The 20,885-nt window shown below is 71.7% G+C and carries 15 protein-coding genes; 11 read left to right on the top strand and 4 right to left on the bottom strand.

The genetic code is table 11. The features are described 5' to 3' along the window. Window positions 1-349: 349 nt before the first annotated feature. A complete protein-coding gene (locus ACFQ3T_RS08030) occupies window positions 350-1,309 on the top strand; it encodes a glutathione S-transferase family protein (protein ID WP_380721898.1) in 960 nt (319 codons plus the stop codon). 3 nt (window positions 1,310-1,312) lie between these two features. On the opposite strand, the gene ACFQ3T_RS08025 is transcribed toward ACFQ3T_RS08030, so the two are convergent. Next, the gene (locus tag ACFQ3T_RS08025; protein ID WP_380721860.1) at window positions 1,313-2,371 is read right to left on the bottom strand and encodes a LacI family DNA-binding transcriptional regulator; all 1,059 of its coding nucleotides are present in this window, start codon (window positions 2,369-2,371) and stop codon (window positions 1,313-1,315) included. A 324-nt stretch (window positions 2,372-2,695) separates the two neighbouring features. Here ACFQ3T_RS08025 and ACFQ3T_RS08020 point away from each other — a divergent pair, with 324 nt between their 5' ends. The 7 genes from ACFQ3T_RS08020 to ACFQ3T_RS07990 all read left to right on the top strand — a co-directional run bounded on the left by ACFQ3T_RS08020 (window position 2,696) and on the right by ACFQ3T_RS07990 (window position 13,188). After that, on the top strand, window positions 2,696-5,086 hold the full coding sequence (locus ACFQ3T_RS08020; RefSeq protein ID WP_380721858.1) for a beta-xylosidase/alpha-l-arabinosidase: 2,391 nt from the start codon (window positions 2,696-2,698) through the stop codon (window positions 5,084-5,086). Continuing rightward, window positions 5,083-6,072 carry an ABC transporter permease gene (locus tag ACFQ3T_RS08015; RefSeq protein WP_380721856.1) on the top strand — a complete coding sequence of 330 codons (990 nt, stop codon included), beginning with the start codon at window positions 5,083-5,085 and terminating at the stop codon, window positions 6,070-6,072. Before ACFQ3T_RS08020 ends, ACFQ3T_RS08015 begins: the two co-directional genes overlap by 4 nt. Then, window positions 6,069-7,004: a carbohydrate ABC transporter permease gene (locus ACFQ3T_RS08010; protein ID WP_380721854.1), complete on the top strand. Its 936-nt coding sequence runs from the start codon at window positions 6,069-6,071 to the stop codon at window positions 7,002-7,004. Before ACFQ3T_RS08015 ends, ACFQ3T_RS08010 begins: the two co-directional genes overlap by 4 nt. 82 nt (window positions 7,005-7,086) lie before the next feature. Beyond that, entirely contained in the window at window positions 7,087-8,676 is a 1,590-nt protein-coding gene (locus ACFQ3T_RS08005) for an ABC transporter substrate-binding protein (protein WP_380721852.1), read from the top strand. A gap of 233 nt (window positions 8,677-8,909) precedes the next feature. Continuing rightward, window positions 8,910-10,457 (top strand): GH39 family glycosyl hydrolase, encoded by a 1,548-nt coding sequence (locus tag ACFQ3T_RS08000; RefSeq protein ID WP_380721850.1) that lies wholly within the window; start codon window positions 8,910-8,912, stop codon window positions 10,455-10,457. A 5-nt stretch (window positions 10,458-10,462) separates the two neighbouring features. After that, window positions 10,463-11,158: a glycosyl transferase gene (locus ACFQ3T_RS07995; protein ID WP_380721848.1), complete on the top strand. Its 696-nt coding sequence runs from the start codon at window positions 10,463-10,465 to the stop codon at window positions 11,156-11,158. Next, entirely contained in the window at window positions 11,155-13,188 is a 2,034-nt protein-coding gene (locus tag ACFQ3T_RS07990; protein ID WP_380721846.1) for a beta-galactosidase, read from the top strand. The genes ACFQ3T_RS07995 and ACFQ3T_RS07990 overlap by 4 nt, the downstream gene beginning before the upstream one ends. A gap of 3 nt (window positions 13,189-13,191) precedes the next feature. On the opposite strand, the gene ACFQ3T_RS07985 is transcribed toward ACFQ3T_RS07990, so the two are convergent. Further along, a complete protein-coding gene (locus ACFQ3T_RS07985; RefSeq protein WP_380721844.1) occupies window positions 13,192-15,165 on the bottom strand; it encodes an alpha-glucuronidase in 1,974 nt (657 codons plus the stop codon). Window positions 15,166-15,314: 149 nt separating this feature from the next. After that, window positions 15,315-16,526: an SGNH/GDSL hydrolase family protein gene (locus tag ACFQ3T_RS07980; RefSeq protein ID WP_380721842.1), complete on the bottom strand. Its 1,212-nt coding sequence runs from the start codon at window positions 16,524-16,526 to the stop codon at window positions 15,315-15,317. A 193-nt stretch (window positions 16,527-16,719) separates the two neighbouring features. Between ACFQ3T_RS07980 and ACFQ3T_RS07975 the strand changes: the two genes are divergently transcribed. The 3 genes from ACFQ3T_RS07975 to ACFQ3T_RS07965 are packed head-to-tail and all read left to right on the top strand — an operon-like array spanning window position 16,720 to window position 19,739. Continuing rightward, window positions 16,720-18,021 (top strand): extracellular solute-binding protein, encoded by a 1,302-nt coding sequence (locus ACFQ3T_RS07975; RefSeq protein ID WP_380721840.1) that lies wholly within the window; start codon window positions 16,720-16,722, stop codon window positions 18,019-18,021. A 3-nt stretch (window positions 18,022-18,024) separates the two neighbouring features. Continuing rightward, on the top strand, window positions 18,025-18,927 hold the full coding sequence (locus tag ACFQ3T_RS07970) for a carbohydrate ABC transporter permease (protein WP_380721838.1): 903 nt from the start codon (window positions 18,025-18,027) through the stop codon (window positions 18,925-18,927). Beyond that, window positions 18,924-19,739 carry a carbohydrate ABC transporter permease gene (locus tag ACFQ3T_RS07965; protein WP_380721836.1) on the top strand — a complete coding sequence of 272 codons (816 nt, stop codon included), beginning with the start codon at window positions 18,924-18,926 and terminating at the stop codon, window positions 19,737-19,739. The genes ACFQ3T_RS07970 and ACFQ3T_RS07965 overlap by 4 nt, the downstream gene beginning before the upstream one ends. Here the strand turns inward: ACFQ3T_RS07965 and ACFQ3T_RS07960 are convergent. Further along, on the bottom strand, window positions 19,720-20,885 hold a 1,166-nt coding region (locus ACFQ3T_RS07960; protein WP_380721834.1), incomplete at its 5' end, for an HAD-IC family P-type ATPase. The genes ACFQ3T_RS07965 and ACFQ3T_RS07960 overlap by 20 nt on opposite strands.

Below are 20,885 nucleotides of genomic sequence, written 5' to 3'. Positions count from 1 at the left end.
CCGGATCGGGACCACTGGTACCACCCGTCCGGTCGACCACATGATCACACAGCGATCACCCTCCGGACATGGATTCGGGGAGACGCGTGTGCCCGCCCTTCCTTGGACGGGGGGTATCGACCGCGCTTGCCGGAAGTGCTATCGATGGAGCACTTGACCTGCGGCAACAGTCCTGGGCACAGCACACGTTGCGGGCGGCCTTGTCCGCGTGGACAGGCCGGTTCCGCAGACCGCACGTAGGCTCGGTGACGTGAGCGAGACGTCGGTTGCCGGTGACGCGAACCCCGAGCACGCCCGGGGCGGGACGTACTCCGTCAAGGGCAAGGAGTACACGCGCGACACCCGGTACATCACGACCCGGGTGACGGCCGACGGGCGGGACGGGTTCCCGGTGGTCCCGGGGCGGTACCGGCTGGTGGCGGCGCGGGCGTGCCCGTGGGCGAACCGGTCCATCATCGTGCGGCGGCTGCTGGGGCTGGAGGACGCGCTGTCGCTCGGGCTGCCGGGGCCGACGCACGACGAGCGGTCGTGGACGTTCGACCTCGACCCCGGCGGGCGTGACCCGGTGCTCGGCATCGAACGCCTCCAGGAGGCGTACTTCAAGCGCGACCCCGACTACCCGCGCGGGATCACGGTGCCGGCGATCGTGGACACGACGACGGGCGCCGTGGTGACGAACGACTTCGCGCAGATCACGCTGGACCTGTCGACCCAGTGGCGGGCTTACCACCGGGACGGCGCGCCGGACCTGCTGCCCGACGCGCACCGCGACGAGGTCGAGTCGGTCAACCGGCGGGTGTTCACCGAGGTGAACAACGGCGTGTACCGGTGCGGGTTCGCGGGCACGCAAGAGGCGTACGACGAGGCGCACACCCGGCTGTGGACCGCGCTCGACTGGCTGGAGGACCGGCTGCGGGACCGGCGGTACCTCGTCGGCGACACGATCACCGAGGCCGACGTGCGGCTGTTCACCACGCTGGTCCGCTTCGACGCCGTCTACCACGGGCACTTCAAGTGCAACCGGCAGAAGCTCGCCGAGATGCCGGTGCTCTGGGCCTACGCGCGGGACCTGTTCCAGACGCCCGGGTTCGGCGACACGGTCGACTTCACGCAGATCAAGCAGCACTACTACGTGGTGCACAAGGACATCAACCCGAGCGGGATCGTGCCCGCCGGGCCGGACCTGTCGGGCTGGGTCACCGCGCACGGGCGGGAAGCGCTCGGCGGGCGGCCCTTCGGCGACGGCACGCCGCCCGGTCCCGTGCGCGAGGGCGAGCGCGTCGACCCGGCCCACACCCCCTTGCGGTAGCCGCTACGGCACGCGCGGCGGGCAGGTGCTCTCGCGGACGACGAGTTCGGTGGCGAGGTCTATCCGCTCGTTCGGCGGCCGCTTGCCGCGGGCCAGGCTGAACACCATCTGCGCGGCCGTGGTCGCCATCTCGCGCAACGGCTGCCGCACGGTCGTCAGCCGCGGCCCGGTCCACTCGCTGACCGACAGGTCGTCGTAGCCGACGATCGACACGTCCTCCGGGACGGACAGGCCGAGTTCGCGCGCGGCCCGCATGACGCCCAGCGCCTGGAAGTCCGACCCGGCGAAGATCGCGGTGGGCCGGTCGGCGCGGCTGAGCAGGTCGAGGCCGTGGTTGTAGCCGCCGACGACGTAGAAGTCGCCGTAGCGCACGAAGTCCGGGTCCACGACGACGTCCGCGGCCTCCAGCGCGCTGCGGTAGCCGTCGACGCGGGCCCGGCTGCACAGCATGGTCGTCGGGCCGGAGATGACGGCGATCCGGCGGTGGCCGAGCGAGAGCAGGTGCCGGGTCGCGGCGAGGCCGCCGGCCCAGTTGGCCGATCCGACGGTCGGCACGCCGGGCGGCGGCTCGCCCGCGGTGTCGACGAACACGAACGGGATGTTGCGGGTGGCCAGCTGGCGGCGCTGCTCGTCGTCCAGCCCGGCCAGCACGAGGATGACGCCGAGCGGGCGGCGGGCGAGCAGGTCGTCGAACCACTCGCGGCGCGGCCGGTGCTCGCCGCCCAGCTCGGACAGCACGACGGCCGCCCGCTCGTCGGCGGCGGCCAGCTCGACGCCGCGGATGATCTCGGTGGACCAGGCCGAGTTCATCTCGTGGAAGACCAGGTCGATCAGGGCGGGCCGGGAGGAGTGCCGCGCCCGTCGGCGCCGGTACCGGTGCTGCTCGATGACGCTCTCCACCCGGGCGCGGGTGTCGGCGGCGACGTCCGGGCGTCCGTTGAGCACCTTGGAGACGGTCGGGATGGACACGCCCGCCTCGGCCGCGATGGACGAGATGGACGCCGTGCCCTTCGCTCCCTTCTCCGGCGCGGCCCCGGTGTCCGGCTCGGTCGACGAACTCATGCTGCCCCCTGGTTCGCGCGCGGCCGGCGCGCCCGCATGCCGGTCCAAAATCCATCTAAAGTTTCGAAGCCAAAGCGTAAAGGTTCGGCGTTCCGATCTCCAGCTTTGCCGCCAATCAGCTCAACGCAGCCTGAAATTGTTCATGGGTGTGAACCTGATCTGAGCCGATCCGATGGCCTATGAACTGCGAAGATATCGAACCGTCCGGAACTGTTGACGTCTTGCGGAGATCCCCCTACGTTCTCCCCACCGGATCGGCATGTCGGAAGTTGCTTCGATACTTTCGGTCGCCACGAGGACGTGAGCGGAGGTACCTGGTCGATGATGAACAGGACGACGGACGTCGCGGCGACGCCATTGGGCGACGCCGTCAGGACGACCGCCGACCGGCCGGACGCGGCCTGGCACGACGTCGGGCTGCCGGTCGCCGAGCGGGTCGAAGCGCTCGTGGCCGCGATGACGCTCGAGGAGAAGCTCGCGCAGCTCGTCGGCGTCTGGGTCGGCGCCGATCCCGACGGCGGCGAGGTCGCCCCTCACCAGAACGACCTGACCGGCGACCCGGTGGTGTGGCACGACGTCATCGCCTCCGGCCTCGGCCAGCTCACCCGCCCGTTCGGCACCCGGCCGGTCGACCCGGTGGCCGGCGCCCGTTCGCTCGCCCTGTCCCAGCAGCAGGTGGTCGCCGCCAACCGGTTCGGCATCCCGGCGCTGGTGCACGAGGAATGCCTCACCGGCTTCGCCGCGTGGCAGGCCACCGCGTACCCCGCTCCCCTGTCCTGGGGCGCGTCGTTCGACCCCGCGCTCGTCGCCGAGATGGCGGGCCTGATCGGCCGCTCGATGTGGGCGGCGGGCGTGCACCAGGGCTTGGCGCCGGTCCTCGACGTCACGCGGGACTACCGCTGGGGCCGGACCGAGGAGACCATCGGCGAGGACCCGTACCTCGTCGGCACGGTGGGCACGGCGTACGTGCGCGGTCTCGAAGGCACCGGGATCGTCGCCACGCTCAAGCACTTCGCGGGCTACTCCGCCTCACGCGCCGGGCGCAACCTCGCGCCGGTGGCCATCGGCCCGCGCGAGTTCGCCGACGTCGTGCTGCCGCCGTTCGAGATGGCCGTGCACGACGGCGGCGTCCGGTCGGTCATGCACTCCTACAGCGACGTCGACGGCGTGCCGTCGGCGGCCGACGCGGGGCTGCTCACCACGTTGCTGCGCGACACCTGGGGCTTCGACGGCACGGTCGTCGCCGACTACTTCGCGGTGAAGTTCCTGCAGACGCTGCACGGCGTGGCCGAGGACGAGGCGCACGCCGCCGCGCTGGCGCTGACCGCGGGCGTGGACGTGGAGCTGCCGACCGTGCGGTGCTACGGCGCGCCGCTGCTCGACGCGGTCAAGCGCGGCGACGTGGACGAGGCGCTGGTCGACCGCGCGTTGCGGCGCGTGCTGCGGCAGAAGGTGGAGCTCGGCCTGCTCGACCCCGAGTGGTCCGCCCTGCCCGCGGACGTCGACAACCTGGAGCTCGACTCCCCGCACGCCCGGGACGTCGCGCTGCGGCTCGCCCGCGAGTCCGTGGTGCTGCTGGCCAACGACGGCGTCCTGCCGCTGCGGCCCGGCCTCCGGCTCGCCGTGGTCGGCCCGCTCGCGGACGACCCGATGGCGATGCTCGGCTGCTACTCGTTCCCGGCGCACATCGGTGTGCACCACCCGGACGTCCCGCTGGGCCTGGAGATCCCGACCGTGCTCGCCGCGCTGCGGGACGCCGTGGACGGCGCCGTCACGCACGCCCGCGGTTGCGAGATCATCGGCGAGAGCGCGCCCGACGACCTGGCCGCCGCGGTGGCCGCGGCGGCGGAGGCGGACGTGTGCGTCGTGGCCGTCGGCGACCTGGCCGGGCTGTTCGGCCGCGGCACGTCCGGCGAGGGCTGCGACGCGACCGAGCTCGTGCTCCCCGGCGGGCAGGCGGAGCTGGTCCGGGCGGTCGCCGCCACCGGCACGCCGGTGGTGCTGCTGCTGATCACCGGCCGGCCGTACGCGATCGGCGACCTGGCCGGCGGCGCGGCGGCGACCGTGCAGGCGTTCTTCCCCGGCCAGCTCGGCGGGACCGCGATCGCGGACGTCCTGACCGGCGCCGTCTCGCCGTCGGGCCGGCTTCCGGTGGGCATCCCGGGCGATCCGTCCGGTCAGCCCGGCACCTACCTGTCCGCGCCCCTCGGACGCCGCAGCGGGGTGTCCAACGTGGACCCGACGCCCGCCTTCCCGTTCGGCCACGGACTGGGCTACGACACGTTCACCTGGTCGTCCGCGCGGGTGGCGGCCGACCGGCCGTGGACCACGGACGGCGAGGTGGAGCTGGAACTCGACGTGCGCAACCCCGGCACGCGCGCCGGGGCGGACGTGGTGCAGCTCTACCTGCACGACCCCGTCGCCCAGGTGACCCGCCCGGTGGTGCGGCTCGTCGGGTACGCGCGGGTGCCGCTGGAGGGCGGCGCGTCGGCCCGCGTGACGTTCCGCGTCCCGGCCGACGTCACGTCGTTCACCGGCCTGGACGGGCGGCGCGTGGTGGAGCCGGGTGCGGTGCAGCTGCGCGTGTCGCGGTCCAGCGAGGACGTGCACGAGGCGGTGGACCTGCGGCTCGTGGGCCCCCTGCGCGAAGTCGACCACACGCGGCGGCGGCTCACCGACGTGTCGGTCACCCACGAGGAGGTGGCACGAGCATGACCACCCGGCTCAGCGAACCCGCCGCCGAGGCGGCGCCGACGAAGCCCTCGAAACCGCCGAAGGCGGCGAGAACGCCCCGGCACAGGACGACCTGGCGCAAGGCGTGGAAGCGCGACTGGCAGCTCTACACGCTCGTGATCGTCCCGCTCCTGTTCTTCCTGGTCTTCCGCTACCTGCCGATGCTCGGCAACGTCATCGCGTTCCGGCGGTTCGTGCCGGGCGGCAGCATCTACGGCGAGTCGTGGGTGGGCCTGCGGTACGTCAAGATGTTCATCAGCGACCCCAACTTCTGGCACGTCTTCGGCAACACGCTGATCCTCGGCGCGCTGACCCTGCTGTTCTGCTTCCCGCTGCCGATCGTGCTGGCGCTGCTGCTCAACGAGGTCCGCTCGCGCTACTTCAAGCGGTTCGTGCAGACGGTGTCCTACCTGCCGCACTTCCTGTCGATCGTCATCGTCGCCGGCATGGTCATGCAGCTGACGTCGATCGAGGGCACGGTCAACCAGGTCATCGGCGCGTTCGGCGGCGACGCGATCTCGTTCATCCAGGACCCCGGCTGGTTCCGCACGCTGTACATCTCCTCCGAGGTGTGGCAGACCGTCGGCTGGGGCACGATCCTCTACCTGGCCGCGCTGACCACGATCGACACGCAGCTGTACGAGGCGGCCCGGATCGACGGCGCCAACCGCTGGCAGCAGACGTGGCACGTGACGCTGCCGGGCATCCGGCCGACGATGATCACGCTGCTGATCCTGAACATCGGCACGTTCCTGGCGGTGGGCTTCGAGAAGGTCCTGCTGCTCTACAACCCGCTGACCTACCCGACCGCGGACGTCGTCTCGACGTACCTGTACCGGGTCGGCCTGGTGTCCAACAACTTCAGCTACGCCGCCGCGATCGGGCTGTTCGAGTCCGTCATCGGCCTCACGCTGATCCTGTCCGCCAACGCGATCTCGCGCCGAGCAGTGGGGACGAGCCTGTGGTGACCACCGACCCGACGCGGCTCGCGTCCCGGCTGGACAAGCCCGCCGCGCCCCGCCCCACCTCGCTCGACGACTCGCGCGGCTACCGGGTCTTCCGGGTGGTCAACACGATCGTGCTGCTCGGCGTGGTCGCGGTGACGCTGTACCCGTTCGTCAACATCGTCGCGCAGTCGTTCAGCAGCGAGGTGTACATCCGCACCGGCCAGGTGAACCTGGTGCCGCGCGGGTTCAACCTCGACACCTACGCGCTCGTCGCCGCCGACCCCGCGTTCTGGAACAGCTACCTGAACACCGTCATCTACACGGTGACGGCGACGGCCATCTCGATCGTGCTCACCACGATCTGCGCGTACGTGCTGTCGAAGCGGAACCTTAAGGGCCGCAACCTGCTCATCGGCATCGCCGTGTTCACCATGTTCTTCAACGGCGGCCTGATCCCGAACTACGTGCTGGTCAACGGCCTCGGCCTGACCAACACGATCTGGGCGGTCGTGCTGCCCAACGCGATCAGCGTGTTCAACCTGCTGGTGATGAAGGCGTTCTTCGAGAGCCTGCCCGAGGAGCTGGAGGAGGCCGCCTCGATCGACGGCCTGAACTCCTACGGCATCCTGCTGAGGATCGTGCTGCCGCTGTCGAAGGCCGTGCTGGCGACGATGATCCTGTTCTACGCGGTCGCGAACTGGAACTCGTGGTTCCAGGCCTTCCTCTACTTCGACCGGGCCGACCTCTTCCCGGTCACCGTCTACCTGCGCAACATGATCGCCGGCGCGTCCTCCGCGACGTCGGTCGGCGCGGTGGAGACCAACGCGGTGGCGATCTCCGCGAACATCAAGGCCGTGACGATGGTGCTCACCGTGCTGCCCATCGTCGTTGTTTACCCGTTCATCCAGCGCTACTTCGTGTCGGGCGTGATGCTCGGCGCCGTCAAGCAGTAGCGCGCCTCCGAGTTGACGACGGTGTCACACACCTGAGGAGAGCACGATGCGATCGACATGGAAGCGCACGCTTCTGACTCTCGTGGCAGGCAGCCTCGTGGTCGGCACGGCGGCGTGCAGCGACGAGGACCCGGCCGCCGGCGGCCTCAACCTCGACGGCAAGAAGGCCGCTGCGATGGCCGAGTACAAGGCCGGCGACCAGTTCAAGGCCACCGAGCCGCTGGACGTGAGCCTGCTCTACCTCGACCAGGCGCACTACCCGCTGAAGAACGACTGGCTGCTGTGGTCCGAGATCACCAAGCGGACCAACGTCACGCTCAAGCCGACGGTCGTGCCGTACAGCGACTACGACCAGAAGCGCGGGCTGCTGATCAGCTCGGGCAACGCGCCGACGATCCTGTCCAAGACCTACCCGGGTCAGGAGGAGGCGTTCGTGTCGTCCGGCGCCATCCTGCCGGTGAGCGACTACATCGACCTGATGCCGCACTTCAAGGACAAGATCGAGAAGTGGAAGCTCCAGCCGGAGCTGAACACGCTGCGCCAGGAGGACGGCAAGTTCTACCTCCTGCCCGGCGTGCACGAGAACGTGTGGCAGGACTACTCGCTCGCGTTCCGCACCGACGAGCTGGCCCGCCTCAACCTCTCCACGCCGAAGAACTGGGACGAGGTCTACACCGTCCTCAAGGCGATCAAGGCCGCGAACCCGGACAGCTACCCGCTCTCCGACCGGTTCGAGGGCAAGTCGATCCTGAACTACGCCGGCCAGACGTTCGGCACCCAGGCCGGCTGGGGCTACGTCAAGAACACGACGTGGAACGAGTCGGCGCAGAAGTTCGACTTCACCGGCGTCACGCCCGAGTACAAGCAGCTCGTCGAGTTCTTCCGCAAGCTCGTCGCGGAGGGCCTGATGGACCCGGAGAGCTTCACGCAGAAGGACGACGCGGCGATCCAGAAGTTCGCCGGCGGCAAGTCGTTCGCGATCAGCAGCAACGCGCAGAACATCGTGAACGACTACCGGCCCAACATCGCGAAGATCCCCGGCGCGACCGTCGCGAAGATCCCGCTGCCCGCCGGGCCGAAGGGTGACGTCATCCGCGGCACGCGGCTGGAGAACGGCCTGATGATCTCGGCCAAGGCCGCCGAGAGCGACAAGTTCGTGGCGACCATGCAGTTCATCGACTGGCTGTGGTACTCCGACGAGGGCCAGGAGTTCGCCAAGTGGGGCGTGCTGGGCACCACCTACGACAAGGACGGCGGCAAGCGGGCCCTCAAGTCGGACATCGCCTTCGGCGGCATGAACGCGGGCGCGCCCAAGAACCTCCAGCGCGACTTCGGCTTCCAGGGCGGCGTGTTCGCCTACGGCGGCTCCACCGAGCTGCTCCAGTCGATGTTCACCGAGGAGGAGATCGCCTTCCAGAAGACCATGGCGAACAAGAAGGTCCTGCCGCTGGCCCCGCCGGCGCCGTTCGACGAGGTCGAGCGCGAGCGGGCCACGCTGTGGGAGTCGCCGCTGAAGGACTACGTCACGCAGTCGACGCTCCAGTTCATCCTCGGCAGCCGTGACATGTCCACCTGGGACGCTTACGTCAAGGAGCTGGACGCCAAGGGCATGAGCGAGTACATGCAGCTGGTGAACAGCGCGTACGACCGCTACAAGAAGAAGAACGGCTGAGTTGAATTGCCGCTGCTCCGCAGACGGCGGGCCGGGTCGCTGGGACGTCGGTCGTTAGCGACTGATTTCCCAGCGAGCTGGATCTTTGGCCGCTACTCCGCAGACGGCGGCCGGGTCGCTCGGAAGTCGGTCGTTCGCGACTGATTTCCCAGCGATCGAAAAGCGTGATCGCCGGGAAATGAGTCGCGAACGACCGACGCGACCCGGCGGCGTGGGTCCGTGGCAGGGGTGTCGTGGTGGTGGGTGGAGGGGTTGTGGACCGCACGGTTGTGCCTGGTGAGCCGGTTGGCCGCCTGTCCGGGTCGTGGCGGCACTGCGTGGGGACCGGTCGGTTGAACCTCGCGCTGCGCGCCGACTACCAGGAGTCCCTGGCGGTGGTACAGCGGGACATCGGCTTCCGCCACATCCGCGGGCACGGGCTGCTGTCCGACGACATGGGCGTGCACCGGGTGTCCGGCGACCGGGTCCGGTACTCGTTCACCTACGTGGACCAGGTGTTCGACCGGTTCCTGGAGCTGGGGTTGCGGCCGTTCGTCGAGCTCGGGTTCATGCCCACGGCGCTCGCCTCGGGCGAGGACACCGTGTTCTGGTGGAAGGGCAACATCACCCCGCCCGCCGACCCGGACGAGTGGGCGGCGGTCGTGCGCGCGGTGCTGCGGCACCTCGTGGACCGCTACGGCGTGGACGAGGTGCGCACCTGGCCGATCGAGGTGTGGAACGAGCCCAACCTCCCGCACTTCTGGAAGGACGCCGACCAGGAGGCGTACTTCCGGCTCTACGAGATCACCGCGCGGACCGTCAAGGACGTGGACGCCGGGCTCCAGGTCGGCGGTCCCGCCATCTCACCCGGCTCGGACGAGTGGTGGCAGCCGTTCGCGGACTTCGTCACCCGCCGCGACGTGCCGGTCGACTTCGTCAGCAGGCACGCCTACTCGTCCGGGCCAGCGCAGCACGTCCCGTTCGGCACCTACCAGACCCTGGCGCCGCCGCGGACGCTGCTGGAGCAGTTCGACGCGCCGCGCAAGCACCTGGCGGGCACCGCGCTGGCCGGGCTGCCGGTGCACATCACCGAGTACAACTCGTCGTACCGGCCGGACAACCCCATCCACGACACCGCCTACCACGCCGCGTACCTCGCGCCCGTGCTCACCGGCGGCACGGACCTGGTCGACTCGTACTCCTACTGGACGTTCTGCGACGTGTTCGAGGAGGAGAACGTGCCGACCTCCTTGTTCCACGGCGGGTTCGGGCTGCTCACGCACCGCCAGGTGCCGAAACCGACCTACCACCTCTACGCGTTCATGGCCCGGATGGGCACGCACGTGCTGGCCCGCGGCGAGGACCACCTGGTGTGCGTCGACGACGACGGCCGCGTCACCGTGCTGGCGTGGCAGCCGGTCGGCGGCACGGACGCGCCGGACGCCCCCGAGCGGCACGAGGTGCGGCTGTCGGTCCCGCTGGCCGGCCCGCGCGCGTTCGTGCGCCGGGAACGCGTGAACGAGCACGACGGCAACGCGTTCGGGGCGTGGCGCGAGCTGGGCCGGCCGCGATCACCGGACCGGCGGACGGTGGACGTGCTGCGCGACTGCGCCCGTCCCGCGCTCGAACACCGGTCGGAGGCTGTGGTGGACGGGCGGGTGGCGCTGGACCTCGCGCTGGCGCGGCACGAGGTGACGTTCGTCGAGGTGGCCCCGGTCCACGCGGAGGAGCACGTCGGGTTGGACGACCGGCGGCTGCTCGGCGGCTCCGACGACCGCCTCGTCGCCGGGCACGAGAGGTGACGGCCGTGGCGACCACACCCGGCCGCGGCGACCCGGCGGACGAGATCGGCAAGGGCGTCCTGTCCCGCTGGTCGGCCGTCGTGTACTGGTTCCTCGTCGTCGAAGGCCTGCTCCTGCTGACGGCGGGGCCGCCGTTGCTGCTGGTGGTGTTCCTGGTCGGGGAGGCGGGCAACGCCCCGCTGATCGGCCTGTGCTTCGCCCCGCTGGCGCCCGCGCTGTCCGCCGCGCTGTTCGCGTGGCGGGTGTTCCTGAACGACCGGGATCTCTCCCCCGCCCGCCACTACTGGCGCGGCTACCGGCTGAACGCGCTGGACGTCCTACGGTGGTGGCTGCCCGCGCTGGCGGTGCTCACGATCATCGGCTTCAGCCTCGCGAACCTCGGCGTGGCGGGTGTGCCCGCCGGGTACGAGCTGGTGCTGGTGGTGATCGCGGTGGCGCTGCTGCTGTGGTCGTCCCACGCGCTCGTGCTGTCGTCGACCCTCGCGTTGCGCACCCGGGACACCGCACGCCTGGCGTCCTACTACCTGGCCGCACGGCCGGCGAGCACGCTCGGCGCGTTCTCGCTGCTGGTCGCGGCCGGCGGGCTCGTCGTGCTCACGTCCGACTGGGTGCTCGCGCTGCTCGCGTCCCCGTTCACGCTGGCCCTCCTCCGCAACGCCGACCCCGTGCTCCGCGACGCCACCGAGAGGTTCACCGCGTGACCCGGCGGATCGGCTACGGCGGCGACTACAACCCCGAGCAGTGGCCCCGCGACGTCTGGGACGAGGACTACGCGGCGTTCGCGACGGCCGGCATCGACACGGTGACCGTCGGCGTGTTCGCGTGGGCGCACCTGCAACCCGCCGAGGACCGGTACGACTTCTCGACGTTGGACGCGATCGTGGAGCGGGCCGCGGCCGAGGGCGTGCGGATCGTCCTGGCGACGCCGAGCGGCGCGATGCCGCCGTGGCTCGCGCACGCGTACCCGGACGCGTGCCGGGTCGACTTCGAGGGACGCCGGCACGTCTACGGCCAGCGGCACAACGCGTGCCCGTCGTCGCCCGACTTCCGGCGGCTGTCGGTGGCACTGGCCGGGAAGCTCGCCGAGCGGTACGGCGACCACCCGGCGATCGTCGCCTGGCACGTCGGCAACGAGTACGGCGGCACGTGCTGGTGCCCGAGGTGCGGCGAGGCGTTCCGGGACTGGCTCCGCGAGCGCTACGGTGACCTCGACCGGCTCAACGCCGCGTGGAACACCGCGTTCTGGTCGCACACGTTCACCGACTGGGCGCAGATCCCGCCGCCGAACGCGCTGTCCGAGCACTGGCGCGGGCCGGACCACACCGCGTTCCAGGGCATCACGCTGGACTACAGGCGGTTCACGTCCGACGCGCTGCTGGGCGGTTTCGTGGCGGAGAAGGCGGCGATCCGCGCGCACGTGCCGGACACGCCCGTGACGACCAACATGATGGGCCTGTACCAGCCGATCGACTACCACCGGTGGGCGCCGCACCTCGACTTCGCGTCGTGGGACAACTACCCGCCGGAGGACGCGTCGCCGTCGCGCACGGCTTCGCGGATGGCGTTGGCGCACGGGCTGATGCGCGGGCTGCGCGACGGCGCGCCGTTCTGGGTCATGGAGCAGACGCCGTCGGTCACCGCGAGCCGCGACGTCAACCCGGTGAAGCGGCCGGGCGTGCTGCGGCTGTGGTCGTGGCAGTCCGTCGCGCACGGCGCGGACGCCGTCCTGTATTTCCAGCTCCGGCAGTCGCGCGGGGCGTGCGAGAAGTACCACGGCGCGGTGCTCGACCACGCGGGTCGCACGGACACGCGGGTGTTCCGGGAGGTCGTCGAGCTGGGCGGCGAGTTCGCACGGGTCGGTGACGCGCTGCTCGGCGGCCGAACCCCGGCGCGGGTGGCGCTGCTGGTCGACTGGGACAGCTGGTGGGCGGTCGAGATGTCCGACGGCCCCAACCGTAACGTCCGGTACCTCGACGTGCTGACGGCGTACCACCGGGCGTTGTGGCAGGCGAACGCGTCGGTCGACGTGGTGCCGGTGACCGCGGACCTGACCCGGTACGACGTGGTCGTGGCGCCGTTGCTGCACATGGTGAAGGGCGACCTGGCCGACCGGGTCACCGCGCTGGTCGAGCGGGGCGGGACGTTCGTGACGACCGCGCTGTCCGGCCGGGTGGACGAGGAGGACAACGCGTTCCTCGCCGACGTGCCGGGGCCGTTCGCCGGATTGCTCGGGCTGCGGGTGGAGGAGACCGACGCGCGGCAGCCACACGTGGTGAACCCGGTGGCGCTCGACGGCGAGGTGCACGAGGCGCGGCACGTGTTCGAGCTGATCGTGCCCGAGGCGGCGCCGGGCGGGCCGGCGGCGGAGGTCCGCGGCACCTACGGCGCCGACTTCTACGCCGGGACGCCGGCCGTCACCAGAGCCGTGCGCGGCGCCGGAAGTGCCTGGTACGTGGGCACGTTGCTGGACGACGCCGGTGTCGCGTCGGTGGTGCGGTCGACGTTGGCGGAGCACGACCTGCTCGGCCCGCTCGCCGACGTGCCCGACGTCGAGGTCGCCGAACGCGTCACCCCGGACGGCGTCCGCCACCTGTTCGTGCTCAACCACGGCGAGGCCCGCACCGTGCGCGTTCCGGTGGACGGGACCGACCTGCTGAGCGGGCACGACCTGCGCGCCGGTGACGAGCTGGCGCTCGCCCCGGCGGCGGTGCACGTCATCCGCCGCGGGTAGCGGTCAGTAGATCGTGCGGCCGTGCTTGTCGGGCACGCCCGACTTGCGCCGGAAGTACGTGTTGACCTGGTCGCGCCACTCGGTCGCGCACCGCAGCTGCTCCGCCAGCAGCTCGGTGACGCGGCCGAACACGTCCGCCGGCACCCGGTCGGCCAGGCCGGCCCACGTGTCGGCCATCCGGGCCACCTCGTCGCGGCCGGCGAAGTGCGTGTCGTAGATGTGCTGGATTACCGTCTCGCCCGAGTGCAGGACGTGGTCGTAGGGCACGTGGTGGAAGAACAGCAGCAGCTCGTCCGGGCACGTCTCGACGGACTCGTACCGGTCGCGCCACGGCACGGGGTACTGGCCGGTGTACCCGGTGCCCGTGGCGCGGGTGCGGTCCACGCCGACACCGTCGCGGTCGGCGAAGTGGTAGGTGCCCCACGGGGAGTACTCGTAGCCGTCGACGTCCGGCCCGTAGTGATCGCCCGGTCGGACCATGAACCCGACGCCCAGCGGTGCCGTGTACCGCTCGTAGGTGCGCCACGAGCCGTCCATCAGCCCGTGCAGCGCGTCCCGCACCGAGTCGTCGGCGAACGTGAGGCCGATCCACTCGTCCAGCACGGCTTCCGGCGCGAGCCGGTCGTCCCACGCCAGCCTGCCGAAGCCGAACAGGTTGGCCTGCGCCAGCGGGTGGCCCGTCCAGAACGGGTCGTCGCCGACGTTCGACACCGCCACCACTCCCCCGGCGGGCGTGCCGGCCCGGCCCGCGGCGACGTCGGCCACCGTGTGCCCGTCCTCGCCCCACGGCCGGAACGCCAGCACCTCCCGCCACTGCGGCACGAGGTGGCACACGTGCTTCTGCTGGCCGGTGTACTCCTGCGTCACCTGGAACTCCACCGCGAGACGGGTGCGGGGCATCGCCGCGATCACCGGCGACACCGGCTCGCGCACCTGGAAGTCCAGCGGGCCGTTCTTCACCTGCAGCACGACGTTCGCGTCGAACGAACCGTCGAGCGGGGCGAAGTGGTCGTGCGCCGCCCGCGCGCGGTCGGTCGAGCGGTCGCGCCAGTCCTGGCGGTGGTTGTAGACGAACGCGCGCCAGAACACCGTGCCGCCGAACGGCGCCAGGGCGCGGGCCAGGGTGTTCGCGCCGTCGGCGTGGTCGCGGCCGTAGGCGAACGGGCCCGGCTGCCCCTCCGAGTCGGCCTTGACGACGTACCCGCCGAAGTCCGGAATCGCCGCGTACACGTCGGCCGTGACGTGGGCCCACCAGTCGCGCACCGCCGGGTCGAGCGGGTCGGCCGTGGGCAGGCCGCCCAGGGTGATCGGCGCGGCGAAGCTCACCGACAGGTGCACCCTGATCCCGTGCGGGCGGAACACCTCGGCCAGCCGCACCACGTCCGGCAGCAGGTCGGTCAGCAGGCGCGCCTCGGTGCGGTGCACGTTGACGTTGTTGAGGCAGACCCGGTTGACGCCGATCGAGCCGAGCAGCCTCGCGTAGGAGCGGACGCGCGACAGGTCCTCGCGCACGCCGCCGTCGGCGTAGAAGATCGAGCCGCCCGCGTAGCCGCGTTCGACCTGGCCCATCACCGGGTGCTCGTCCACGTTGTCCCAGTGGTCGAGCATGCGGATCGGCTGCCGCGGCGCGTGCCGCCGGGCCTCGCCGTCGCCGGTGAACGCCGATTCGCCCTGCCGCACCACGTGGTGGAAGCCGTAGAGCAGGCCGACGCCGTCAACGGCGCGCACCACGGTGGTCGTGCCTTCGCGGCCCACCACGAACGCCTCGGGGTCGGTCTCGCCGTCGTCCGGCGCGCACACCAGGGCCAGGTCCGCCGGGCCGTCCTCGACCAGCGCGCCACCGTGGTCGGCGACCGCGGTCCGGACTTCGTCGCGCACCGTGGCGACGACCGGTCCGTCCCCGGTGACGCGGACCCGCCGCGAGCCGACCGACCGGAACGCGGAGGCCGGGAGCCACGCGGGGTGCACGTCGATCATGGGCGGGTTCCTCCGTGGCTCGGGACCGGTGCCGTGGTCAAACCTAGGGCGGTTCCGGTTCGCGGGCAAGGGAGAACACGCCGTCGTCAGTCCATTTTCGACAGGCTGAACCCACGAAACTTTTGCGTGGCAACGCTTTGGCCGGAGGCTCACGGACGCCGGGTGAACAGCTCCAGCGGCACGGCGTCCGCGAGCGCCTGGTAGCCGGCCGGGCTCAGGTGCAGGTGGTCGCCCTCGTCGTAGGCGGGGAGCAGGCGGCGCGGCTCGTCCGGGTCGCGGACGGCGGCGTCGAAGTCCAGCACGGCGTCGAACCGCCCGCCCTTCCTGATCCACTCGTTGACCGCCTGGCGTGCCGCCTCACGGTGGCCGTCCGGGTCGTCGTACTGGGCGCTGCCGCCGAGCGGGGTGATCGTCGCGCCGCACACGGCGGCGCCGCGGGCGTGGGCACGGGTCAGGACCTGCTCGTACGCGGCCACGAGGTCGTCGGCGACCCGCTTCTGCGCGTCGGGCGTCGAGTCGGCGGTGCCGAGGTCGTTCACGCCCTCGAACAGCACCAACCACGCCACCCCGGCCAACGCCAGCACGTCGCGGTCCAGCCGGGCCAGGGCGCTGGGGCCGAGGCCTTCGCCCAGCACCTGGTTGCCGCCGATGCCCTGGTTGAGCACGGCGACGTCCGCGGTGGCGGGGTGGGCGCGCAGCCGGGCCGACAGGCGGTCGGGCCAGCGGTCGTTGCCGTTGGTGGTGGAGCCTCGACCGTCGGTCAGGGAGTCCCCCAGCGTGACGACGGCGGACGCCTCGCGCCCGGACCACACCTCGATGCCGCTGAGGAAGTACCAGTGGTCGGCGGTGGTCGCGCCGGGCAGGTCGTCGGCCGCGACGTGGTCGCCCGCCAGGAGGTGCGAGGTCGTCCGGGAGCCGGGGTGCGAGGTGACGGTCCCGGACGCCTGCCCGTCGGCCAGGTGCACCGTCACGGTCAGGTTCGCCTCCGGCTCGACCGGGAAGTCCAGCGGGTCCGACACCACCTGAGCGCCGATCGGCACGACCACGCCGGCACGCCCGTGGAACGTGACCGGGCGGGCCGAGCCCGGCTCGACGGCGCCGACACCGGCGCGTCCGTCGACGGGACGGGCCACGGTCACGGCGGTGAGGGGCAGCACCGCGCCGCCGAACGCGTTGGAGAACCGCAGCCGCAGCCGGTCGCCGCCGATCGTGGCGCGCGCCGTCTGCCGCAGCGTGGCGTCGGCGAGCACCACGCCGTCGCGCGTGAACGGCGCGGGCGGCATGTTGTCCGGCTCGGCCGCCTGCGGCGCCGACACCCACGTGTGCGCCCAACGGCCGACGGGTGGTGCGCTGGGGCTCATGGGCGGGTCGACCTCCCGGCTCGACGGCGTGACGTGCCGATTCTGGTGCAGCGCGCCGGTCCCGGTCGACCGGTGAGGGCCACGAAACCTTTGCGTGCTTGCGCCAACCGGGCGACCTTGGTGTGACGGGCTGTCGCCGCGGGAACCGTCTCGGTGACGTCGTCGGCGACGTCGGGCGTGGGGGGAGGCGTGCATGCGGTGGCTCCTGGTCACGGTGTTGCTGGTCGTCGGCGGGTGCGGCGGGCTGGGGGCGGACACGTCCGGCGCGCTCGTCACCATGGGGTTCGGCCTTCCGGACGAGCACGCGACGGCACGGGTGGCGGTGTTCCGCGAAGCCAACCCCGGCGTCGACCTGCGGATCAGCGAAGGCGCGTTCGACGAGCAGCAGTTCCTGTCCGCCGTGGCCGCGGGCGACCCGCCCGACCTGGTCTACGCCGAGCGGCGCAAGCTCGGCGGGTACGCGGCGCGCGGCGCGGTGCAGAGCTTGGACGCCTGCGTGCGCGAGCACGGCGTGGACCTGGGCCGGTTCCGGGAGGCGGCGCTGCGGCAGGTCACCTACCAGGGCGAGGTGTACGGGCTGCCGGAGTTCTCCAGCGTCCGGCTGATGATCGTCAACAACCCGGTGGTGCGCGCCGCGGGCCTCGACCCGGCCGCACTGTCCACATCGGACTGGAATGCTCTGGGCGGACTGGCCGACCGGCTGGCCGTGGTCCGTGACGGGCGGGTGGAGCGCATCGGCTTCGACCCGAAGGTGCCGGAGTTCCTGCCGCTGTGGGCGAAGGCGAACGGCGCCGAGCTGATCGGTCCCGACGCCCGCCTGGACGACCCGCGCGTGGTGGAGGCGGTCCGGCACACCGCCGACCTGGTGGCCCGTCAGGGCGGCTGGGCGACGTTCAAGGCGTTCCGCGACACGTTCGACCAGTTCGGCGCGAACAACCAGTACGTGACCGGGCAGCTCGCCGCGATGCCGATGGACTCCTGGTACCTCAACACGCTGGCCACCAACTCCCCCGACGTCGACGTGACGATCGCGCCGTTCACCGACCGGGACGGGCAGGTGCTGACCGAGTCCGGCGGGCAGGCGTGGGCGATCCCGAAGGGCGCCCGGCACCCGGAGCTGGCCTGCCGCTTCCTCGTCACGATGACCGACACGCGGACCTGGGTGACGGCGGCGACGGCGCGGCGGGACGCGCTGGCCAAGGCCGGCCGGCCGTACGGCGGCACGTTCACCGCGAACCGCGACGCCGACGAGCGGATCTTCCGCGAGGTGTTCGACCCGAAGGGCAACCCGATCCTGGAGAAGGGCGTGCCGGTGGTGATGTCGTTGCAGGACAAGGCGTTCGCCCTGCCGCCGAGCCCGGCCGGCAGCGAGCTGGTGCGCGCCTGGGAGGGCGCGGTCAACCGGGTGCTGGTCGGGCAGCAGACCCCGGAGGAGGCGATGGCGCAGGCGCAGCGCGAGGCGGAACGGGCGCTCAAGCGGGTGGGCGGGAGGTAGGCCGTGACGGTCAGCAGACGTGAGGCGCGGGCGGGGTGGTTGTTCCTGCTGCCGTGGGTGATCGGGTTCGTGGCGTTCACCGCCGGGCCGATGCTGTTCAGCCTCTGGCTGTCGTTGACGCACTACGACATGCTCAAGCCGCCGTCGTTCGTCGGCCTGGAGAACTACCGGGAGGCGCTGGTCGACGAGCGCGTCGGCACGGCGTTGTGGAACACGGTGTTCTTCACCGCGCTGCACGTGCCCGCGCAGATCGTGCTGGCGCTCGGCCTGGCGAGCCTGCTGCGCCGGGCCGGGCGCGGCAGCGGGTTCTTCCGCACGATCCTGTACCTGCCGGTCATGACGCCGCCGGTGGCGCTGGCGGCGATGTTCCTGCTGCTGCTCAACGGGCAGCACGGCGCGGTGAACGGCTTCCTCGGCTGGTTCGGGTTCCAGGGCCCGAACTGGACCACCGACCCGGCGTGGATCAAACCGGGCCTGGTGGTGATGAGCCTCTGGACGGTCGGCAGCACGGCGGTGCTGTACCTGGCGGCGCTGACCCGCGTGCCGGTGGAGCGGTACGAGGCGGCGCGGCTGGACGGCGCGAGCCCGTGGCGGCAGTTCTGGCACGTGACGCTGCCCGGCATCAGCGGGACGGTCTACTTCACCGTCGTGGTCAACACGATCGCGTCGTTGCAGGTCTTCACCGAGGCGTACGCGATGTTCTTCGGCGCGCGGGCCAAGCAGTCCGCCGAGGGCGACGCGGCGCTGTTCTACGTGATCCACCTGTTCCAGGAGGCGTTCGGGTCGCTGCGGATGGGGTACGCGTCCGCGTTGGCGTGGGGGCTGTTCGCGGTGATCGCCGTCATCACGGCCGTGCAGGTGCGGTTGTCGCGCCGGTACGTGCACTACGAGGGTGATCGGTCGTGAGGCGCGTCGGGGTGTGGGCGGCGCTCCTCGTCGTCACCGCGGCGTTCGGCTACCCGTTCTGGTGGCTGGTCAGCGCGTCGCTGAAGGACCGGGCGCACGTGTTCGACAACGCGCTGCTGCCCCGGCCGTTCTCGCCGGGCAACTACGTCGAGGTGTGGCAGGCCGTGCCGCTGCTGACGTGGATCGGCAACAGCGTCGCGGTGGGGCTGGCGGCAGCGGCAGCGGCCACGGTGGCGAGCGCGCTGGTGGCGTTCGGGTTCGCGATGTTCCGGTTCCCGGGCCGCGACCTGCTGTTCGGCGTGGTGCTGGCGACGATGATGTTGCCCGGCGCGGTGACCATGGTGCCGGTCTACCTGGAGTGGCACGCGCTGGGCCTGGCCACCACGCAGGTCCCGCTGTGGGCGCAGAACCTGTTCGGCTCGGCGTTCTACATCTTCCTGCTGCGCCAGTTCTTCCTCGGCCTGCCGCGCGAGGTGTTCGACGCCGCCAAGGTCGACGGCGCGAGCGCGTGGCGGCTGTTCACGTCGCTCGCGCTGCCGCTGGCGAAGCCGGGCCTGGTCGTGGTGTTCGTGTTCGAGCTGAAGGCGGCGTGGACGGACCTCGTCAAGCCGTTGATCTACCTGCGCGAACCCGAGCTGTACACGTTGCCGCGCGGGTTGAAGGCGGTGCTGGACCGGTTCGGCGAGGGCGGCGAGGAGCAGTGGGAGCTGGTCCTCGCCGCGAGCGCGGTCGCGACCGTGCCGATGGTCCTGCTGTTCCTGGTGGCGCAGCGGCACTTCGTGCGCGGCACGGTCACTCAGCACGTCGAGTGACGAGCGGGTTCAGCACCAGGCCGAGCAGGTTCGCGGCGGTGGCGCTGGACAGGGCGATGCCCCAGCCGACCGGGCCCAGCGGCGTGCAGCCGAAGAACCCGCTGACGCCGGGCGTCTGGATCACCGCGGCGAGCGCGGCGGCCGAGCCGAGGCTCGCGGCGAGCACCGACCGGTCCAGCCCGCCGGTGACGAGGGTCTGGCCGAGCTGGGTGCCGACCAGGGCCGCCAGCGCGACCGTGCTCGCCCGGCGGGCCCGACCGGTGAGGCGGGCGGCCGTCCACGCGGCGGTCGCGCCGAGCGTCGTGGTGATGGCGCGGGCGGTGATGTCCCGGTTCAACGCGCTGCCCAGGGACGACGTCGGCCCTTCCCGCAGCAGGTCGGGCACGGACTCGCGGGCGGGCCGGCTCAGCGCGATGGCCAGCGCGGGCGCGAGGTCGGTCAGCAGGTTCACCAGGAGCAGCTGCCGGGCGGTCAGCGGCGACCGCCCGCTCAGCGCCGAGCCCAGCACCGTGAACGCGATCTCGCCGATGTTGCCGCCGAGCAGGATCGCCAGGGCCTCCCGCACCGACGCCCACATGGCACGGCCCTCGACCAGCGCCGCGATGATCGTCTCCAGCCGGTCGTCGGTGACGACCAGGTCGGCGGCGGCACGGGCGGCCGGCGTGCCGCGCCGGCCCAGGGCGATGCCCACGTCGGCGAGCCGGATGGCGGGCGCGTCGTTCGCGCCGTCGCCGGTCATGGCGACCACCCGGCCGAGCCGCTGGTACGCCTCGATGATCCGGACCTTCTGCGACGGCGTGCAGCGGGCGATCACGTCCACGGTGGGCAGCAGGGCGTCCAGCTCGTCGTCCGCCAGCTCGTCGATCCGCGAGCCCGTCACGACGGTCATGTCGTCGTCGCCGCTGACCTCGCTCGCGATGGCCTCGCCGGTGGCCGGGTGGTCGCCGGTGATCATGACGATCCGCACGCCCGCCTCGCGCAGCTTCGCCGCGGCCGGCGGCGCGCCGTCGCGGACCGGGTCGGCCAGCGCGACGAAACCCAGCAGCGACAAGCCCGTCACGTCGTCGTCGGTCACCGCGTCGCCGTCGGCGCGCGCTTCCGCGGCGAGGTCGGCGCGTTCGGCGACCGCCAGCACCCGGTGCCCAC

The organism is Saccharothrix hoggarensis, assembly GCF_042678885.1.
Lineage (GTDB): Bacteria > Actinomycetota > Actinomycetes > Mycobacteriales > Pseudonocardiaceae > Actinosynnema > Actinosynnema hoggarensis.
This window is presented reverse-complemented; position numbering and strand designations above follow the sequence as displayed.